This window comes from Prevotella sp. HMSC073D09, from assembly GCF_001814145.1.
In the GTDB taxonomy this organism is placed as follows: Bacteria; Bacteroidota; Bacteroidia; order Bacteroidales; family Bacteroidaceae; genus Prevotella; species Prevotella conceptionensis.
In genome coordinates, this window is record NZ_KV815026.1 from 1 (window position 1) to 6,113 (window position 6,113).

A 6,113-nucleotide genomic window follows, 5' to 3' on the forward strand; every position below is an offset into this window, starting at 1 on the left:
GTAATTCTCCTCCAACATCCTTTCCAAGTCCGAAGCCTTATAGAGTATCTTTCCTGCAAACTGAGTGTAGGGTATAATCTTCCTGTCGCGGTAGTCCTGCAAGGTGCGGGGACTGATATAGAGCCGTTCGCACACATCCTTACCCGTGAGGAAAAGTTCGCCTGCAAAGAGTGGCTTGTGCGTCTGCGCTACTTCCACAATCCGTTTACCCACACCTCTCAAAGCCGAGACGACCAGCTGCATCTCATCCGTCTCCATGTTCAAATCTCTTGCTGTTTCCATCATATCTGCCTGTTTTTAGGTTTGTTCGACTTCGTAAGAAGCAATGCTTCCACATCCTCACGCTTGTAATAGCATTTGTGTCCGATTTGCGTAAACGGCAGCACACCCGTATCACGATAATGCTGCAAGGTGCGTTTGCTGATGTTCAGCAGTCGGCACACATCTCCGTTGTGCAGCCAGTCCGTGTGCTTACTTTTTTCTCCGAATGCCTTGTGGCAGCATTCCGCAAGGCTCAAGATTTCATCTCGGAGCTTTGCCCAATTGGTTTCCGTAATGATGTAATAGTTCATAATCATATTTTGTTATTGTTTGTTGTTTCAGTTCTTTCCTGTTTCTGCTGGCAAAGGTAATGGCGTACGTGCGCCTCTCAAAGCCGTGGGGAACAGCAGGGAAGTATCGGGAACAATCGGGAAAAGAGCAATCCGTTTCATCGGTTCACATTTGCATTTTCCTGCCCCGTCTTTTTTCTTTCATTGCAAAATTAATATCGGGCATTTCTTATTCCATCACTTTTCATTCACGTGGCAGCTTGTGGCGCTATAACAAGGGCAAAAGAGACAGATTTATACTTTTGCCACTATACAAATAAGGCTAATAAGACAATCAAAGCAAAAGAGTACATCTGAAAGCAGACAGTAACATCCGTATTTCTGCTAATCTATTTTTCCTGTCGTCCATTTTTTGTTTAATGAGACGATAAATGCTCTTTTTGACAGCCTGTTTCCCTAAGAATTTTGCAGCGGACGAGCGCAATATTATGCAAGAAGGTTCTGAATGCTTGGAAATAACGCATTCTCACCCTAACTTCACTCTTGGAAACCAATTCAAGGAAATAATGAAAAAGAACGCAGATGCAGGCAATACAGACAGCAGAAGAAATCCTCATCGAAAGAGTAGTTCCTCCAAGAACGCAGAGATAGAAAACTACCTCTCCACACACTACGAGTTCAGATACAACACGGTATTGGGCAGAACCGAATATCGAAGTAGGAACAGCGGCATATTTACAAAAGTCGGTCGCTACGAAATCAACACGCTTCGCAGGGAACTTGATTGCGATGAAAGCATAGCGACTTCTTCCGAGAACCTTTATTCCATCATTGAAAGCAGCTTCTCTCCACGTATCAATCCCGTGCAGGAGTATTTCAAAGCATTGCCCTTGATAGATATAGGTGATAGCAGTAGCTGTGATGATGCCGGTTGCAGGGATAGTAATGTGCCTTCTTTTTCACCGAAAGCAATCTCCGATTTGGCAAGCAGCGTTGTTGTCCGTAATTCTAACAAATGGTTACCGTATCTTACCAAATGGCTTGTGGCAGTCGTCGCTAATGCGATGGACGACCGTGAGTGCCGTAACCATACCTGCCTTGTGCTGACAGGCGAGCAGGGAAAGTTCAAGACCTCGTTCCTTGATCTGCTCTGTCCCCCAGCACTGCACGGTTACAGTTACACAGGAAAAATATATCCGCAGGAGAAAGACACACTCACTTATATCGGTCAGAACCTTATCGTAAATATAGACGACCAGCTCAAAGCTCTCAATAAGCGGGACGAGAATGAGCTGAAAAACCTTATCACCTGTCCGATGGTCAAGTACCGTATGCCGTATGACAAGTATGTAGAGGAGCATCCCCACTTGGCAAGCTTTGTGGCATCAGTGAACGGCAATGACTTTCTTACCGACCCCACAGGTAGCAGAAGGTTTCTGCCCTTTGAAGTTCTATCCATAGACGTAGAGAAAGCCAAGCGTATTTCAATGGACAATGTCTATGCTGAAGCCAAAGCCCTGTTAAAGTCAGGTTTCCGCTATTGGTTTGATGATGAAGAGATTGCCGAACTATACAGGGAGAGTGAAGACTTTCAAGTACAGACCGCTGAGATGGAACTTTTGTTGCGTTGCTTTGAAAAGCCAACGGAGGATGAAAGCTATTCGTTAATGACTACTACGGAGATACTCACCTATCTGGGTATTTATACCCACCAGCCACTTGTTGCCAAGCGTATGGGCGAAGCCTTGAAGAAAGCAGGATACATAAAGGTGAGCAAACGAAGAAACGGTGGAAGCCCCATCTATGTCTACAAGATTAAGAAAATCTTGCCATGTCCGCTCCATCAAACTTGTAGTAGCCAAATGTAGTAGAATGTATAGTATTGTCTTATACTACAAAGTAATACTGATTATCAATCACTTATCACAGAATAGTATGTAGTAAGAAGAAAGAAGAAAAAGTTTGGAGGGGAAAAACTTTGGAAACGGTAAAACCATAAAACAGACAAGCATAAATAATTATCATTCAACCTATTAAAGTATCATAACAATGAAAGAAAAAGATTTATCACTTATCAAGCGATATTCCATCATGGAGTATCTCGAAAGGAAGGGTATCAGACCTGTCCGCAGGACACCAGCCTATGCCATGTACCGTTCACCGCTCAGGGAGGAAACGCGTCCGAGTTTCAAGGTGGACACGGAAAAGAACCTTTGGATAGACTATGCCGAAAGTAGAGGTGGAAGCATTATTGACCTTTGTATGCGCTTGGAAGGCTGCACGCTCTCGGAAGCCATCTGCCGTTTGGGACAGAAAGCTTTAGAGCATACAGCGCACAGCTACAATTCTTCAAAGAGAGAAACATCTATCAGTCCAAATCAAAGAAAGGATGTAACAGCAAGCGGAACAAGGAGACTGACAAGCATATCAGACACCCTGCCACCACATTTGCAGGAGTACCTCAAAAAGGAACGCTGCATTGATTTGGAAAAGGCAACACCCTTTCTCAAATGTATCAGCTACGAGGTAAGGGGAAGAAGATATGAAGCCATCGGCTTTGCCAATTCTTCAGGTGGTTATGAACTTCGAGACAACAATACGTTCAAGGGAACGATTGCCCCGAAGGACATCACTCCGATATTTGAGGACAGGGCACAACCCGTCTGCCTGTTCGAGGGATTTATGGACTTTCTCTCTTTTCTTTCAATGAAAGGGGAAGTAACCAACCAATGTCTCGTGATGAATTCTGTGAGTAATGTAGCAAGAAGTATTCACTACCTGAACAAAAGAAATATAACCTCTGTTCGTGCTTTTCTTGATAATGACGATGTAGGGCGAAAAGCAGTACAGGAATTTGTAAACGAAGGTTTTAAGGTCGAAGATATGGCTGTGTATTATAAAGACTTCAAAGACCTTAACGAGTATCATGTCAGCCGTGTCCGTGAGCATGAGAAATCTCAAAATACAAGCAACAAAATAAAACAAGTCAAACTTAAAATAAGATAGAGTGATGAAAAAGGAAAGAAGAAACATAGAAGAAATAGATCGTTTCATAGGAGAAACTTTTGGTGTAAGCCCGGCTAAAAATTCAAGTGAACAAACTGTCTCTGAATTCCGGGCAAAGGGAATGAAAAATATTCAAGAGAAAAAACAACAAGAAACAGAGCATACCATAGAGCATGCCACACCATCCGAGCCTGCACAGCATACAGAGCATGCAACCGTTCAAAGACGCATCAGTGCCAAAATGAGAAAAGAGACACTCGAAGCATACAAGCAGGCGTTCCTTGTTCCAACAAAGCTAAGTGAGAGAAAGGCGGTCTATCTGAGCAGGGAGACCCAGGAACGTGCGGACTTCATTGTTCGCAGGTTGGGTGACAGGGGTAGCAATCTTTCAAGTTTCGTGGAGAACATCGTGCGCCTCCATTTGGAGGAATACGGTGAGGACACAGAGAAATGGAGGAAGTTGTAAACTACAGGAAAACGGTCAAGGACCATCGGGTAAAAGGATGTCCCTTTCACTCAAAATCCTCGACCGTTTTAGGGTAGTACTAACAATAGATTTTTACTGAACACATTGAACGGTGGGAATGCCACGAACACAGTTAATCTTCTGAATGCATAGCATTCATTTTTAAGCAACAAAACGCTTTATGCGTAAACGGAACGTTAGCTGACATTGCAAGACGTCAGTTTGTACCCACAAACTGCGCTTGCTCCCCTCGTTCGGTTATCGGGGAGATTAGACCGTAATCACTCCGTTCTCATCGGTCAGCGTTCGGAAATTAAGCAAGATTGAAAACAAAGAAAAGAGGACTTTTATATGAACAGATATGATAGCAGAACTGCCAAGTGGCAGCAACGAGGTAAAGAAGAAGCGAGGATGAACAAGACGGAGTTCATCAAGGTAAGATGCACCTTAGAGGAAAAGCAGCGCATCAAGTCAAAGGCGGAAAGCACAAGACGGAAGTTCTCAGACTACTGCCGTGAGATATTACTTAATGGAGAGGTAACAACAGTTCCTAAGATGACCGAAAATGAGAGGGAAGCCATTTGTATTCTCCAGCATACGGGCAGGTTCTATGGGCAGATTTCCAACCTTATTAAAGTCAAGGATGAGAGATGGGTACATATCACACAGAACCTTTCGCTATGTGCCAAAGAAGCATTTAAGCGATTTTACGACCCGCATTTTCGTGTGGACGACGAAATATATAAGGTCTTAAATATGTCGAGAGATGATAGGAAAATGTAGGGCGATAGCACACGGCAGCACGGCTTTGGACTATATTTTCAGAGAGGGCAAACTCGGTAATCGGCTTGCCTTCCACAATCTTTGCAGCAGAGAACCGAAAGCAATCTATGAGGAAATGAAAGTGGTCAGCGATTATAACAGTCGTTGCAGAAACAAGTTCCTCCGCATTGAAATCGGTATAGCACCTCAGGATGAAAAGAAACTACCCGTATCTGAACTCATGCGGATAGCCCATCTGTTTGCCAAACAAATGGGACTTGACAACCACCAATGGGTAGCAGTAACGCATAAAGATACCGACAACAGGCATATCCATATCATTGCCAACCGCATCAGTCTGTACGGAGAGGTCTATGATACCACTTTTGTAAGCAACAGGGCAGCAAGAGTGGCGGAGGAAATAAGTCGCTCGAAAGGCTTGACCATTGCAAAGGAGGTCAGGGCGGAAAGGAAGCATCAGAAAGCAAAAGCCAATCCTACGAGAGAGCAAACAAAGAAAGAAGTACAGCAAATCTGTTATGCCTTGTTGGATAAATATAAAGGCGGTGGCATATCAGGGCATTCCATGTTTCTCTACGAATTGAATAAGAACAACATTATCATAGAGCGCATGAAGAACAAACAGGGAAAAGTCTATGGTTTGAAGTTCTCCTACAACGGGCAATGTTTCAAGGCTTCCGAAATCGGCAGGGAGTTCGGATACCACTCTTTGCGGAAAAACTTTGAGATAGCCAATAAGGCCGAAACAAAGGAGACGATAACAAAAGCTCACACATTGGCACACGAGACTGCAAAAGATAAAACTCACTCAGACACAGGCTATCAACTTGTTCCTCCCAGCCGTTCATACATACCGCCTACAAAAACAAACGAAAGTTCATCCATTGCACAAGCCGTAGGAAATGTAGCAAGCACCGCCTTGAATGCTGTCGAAGAAATGATTTTGGGAGCAGGTGGACTTATTAATTCACAGACACACGGTGATGATTATGCAGAGATGGCTTGGCAACGAAAACTCAGAAACCAAGCCAAGAAAAAGAAGAAAAGAGGAAGAGGTATATAACCATTCTCCTCATTTTTCAATCTTTCCAAACAACAGATGACGCAAAAGAGTGAAAATCTTATCAAAAACGCTTGTTATTCAAAGCAAATGATTATCTTTGCAAATAGAATAACAAGCGTTCTTTGTTGATGCAGAAACCTGCGGTTAATGGCACTTCGCTCGTTTCCAAATCGTTACCTGTTTAGTTTGTATAGCAAGGTAACTTCTTTATTTTCAATTAGATACATTTTAGAAATCATCTTGC

7 protein-coding genes are annotated in these 6,113 nt (G+C 43.4%); 5 read left to right on the plus strand and 2 right to left on the minus strand.

Translation table 11 applies throughout. The features are described from left to right. Window positions 1-285 (minus strand): helix-turn-helix domain-containing protein (locus HMPREF2955_RS01220; RefSeq protein WP_025830048.1); only part of this gene is annotated, 285 nt, incomplete at its 3' end. After that, window positions 282-572, minus strand: a complete 291-nt coding sequence (locus HMPREF2955_RS01225) for a helix-turn-helix domain-containing protein (protein ID WP_019967629.1) — start codon at window positions 570-572, stop codon at window positions 282-284. The genes HMPREF2955_RS01220 and HMPREF2955_RS01225, both read right to left, overlap by 4 nt. A gap of 410 nt (window positions 573-982) precedes the next feature. On the opposite strand from HMPREF2955_RS01225, the gene HMPREF2955_RS01230 reads away from it, so the two are divergent. The 5 genes from HMPREF2955_RS01230 to HMPREF2955_RS01250 all read left to right on the plus strand — a co-directional run bounded on the left by HMPREF2955_RS01230 (window position 983) and on the right by HMPREF2955_RS01250 (window position 5,869). Further along, complete coding sequence (locus HMPREF2955_RS01230) at window positions 983-2,419, plus strand: virulence-associated E family protein (protein ID WP_070720141.1); 1,437 nt, start codon at window positions 983-985, stop codon at window positions 2,417-2,419. Window positions 2,420-2,600: 181 nt separating this feature from the next. Beyond that, the gene (locus tag HMPREF2955_RS01235; RefSeq protein ID WP_070720143.1) at window positions 2,601-3,557 is read left to right on the plus strand and encodes a toprim domain-containing protein; all 957 of its coding nucleotides are present in this window, start codon (window positions 2,601-2,603) and stop codon (window positions 3,555-3,557) included. Window positions 3,558-3,561: 4 nt separating this feature from the next. Then, a complete protein-coding gene (locus tag HMPREF2955_RS01240) occupies window positions 3,562-4,023 on the plus strand; it encodes a DUF3408 domain-containing protein (RefSeq protein WP_070720145.1) in 462 nt (153 codons plus the stop codon). 351 nt (window positions 4,024-4,374) lie between these two features. Beyond that, a complete protein-coding gene (locus HMPREF2955_RS01245; protein ID WP_019188120.1) occupies window positions 4,375-4,806 on the plus strand; it encodes a plasmid mobilization protein in 432 nt (143 codons plus the stop codon). Further along, a complete protein-coding gene (locus HMPREF2955_RS01250; RefSeq protein WP_019188121.1) occupies window positions 4,790-5,869 on the plus strand; it encodes a relaxase/mobilization nuclease domain-containing protein in 1,080 nt (359 codons plus the stop codon). Before HMPREF2955_RS01245 ends, HMPREF2955_RS01250 begins: the two co-directional genes overlap by 17 nt. Window positions 5,870-6,113 lie beyond the last annotated feature (244 nt).

Bases quoted from the DNA above. Each gene is read 5' to 3' on its own strand.
- HMPREF2955_RS01225 (WP_019967629.1), bottom strand. From the start codon at position 572: ATGAACTATTACATCATTACGGAAACCAATTGGGCAAAGCTCCGAGAT.
- HMPREF2955_RS01235 (WP_070720143.1), top strand. From the start codon at position 2,601: ATGAAAGAAAAAGATTTATCACTTATCAAGCGATATTCCATCATGGAG.
- HMPREF2955_RS01230 (WP_070720141.1), top strand. From the start codon at position 983: ATGCTCTTTTTGACAGCCTGTTTCCCTAAGAATTTTGCAGCGGACGAG.
- HMPREF2955_RS01250 (WP_019188121.1), top strand. From the start codon at position 4,790: ATGATAGGAAAATGTAGGGCGATAGCACACGGCAGCACGGCTTTGGAC.
- HMPREF2955_RS01240 (WP_070720145.1), top strand. From the start codon at position 3,562: ATGAAAAAGGAAAGAAGAAACATAGAAGAAATAGATCGTTTCATAGGA.
- HMPREF2955_RS01245 (WP_019188120.1), top strand. From the start codon at position 4,375: ATGAACAGATATGATAGCAGAACTGCCAAGTGGCAGCAACGAGGTAAA.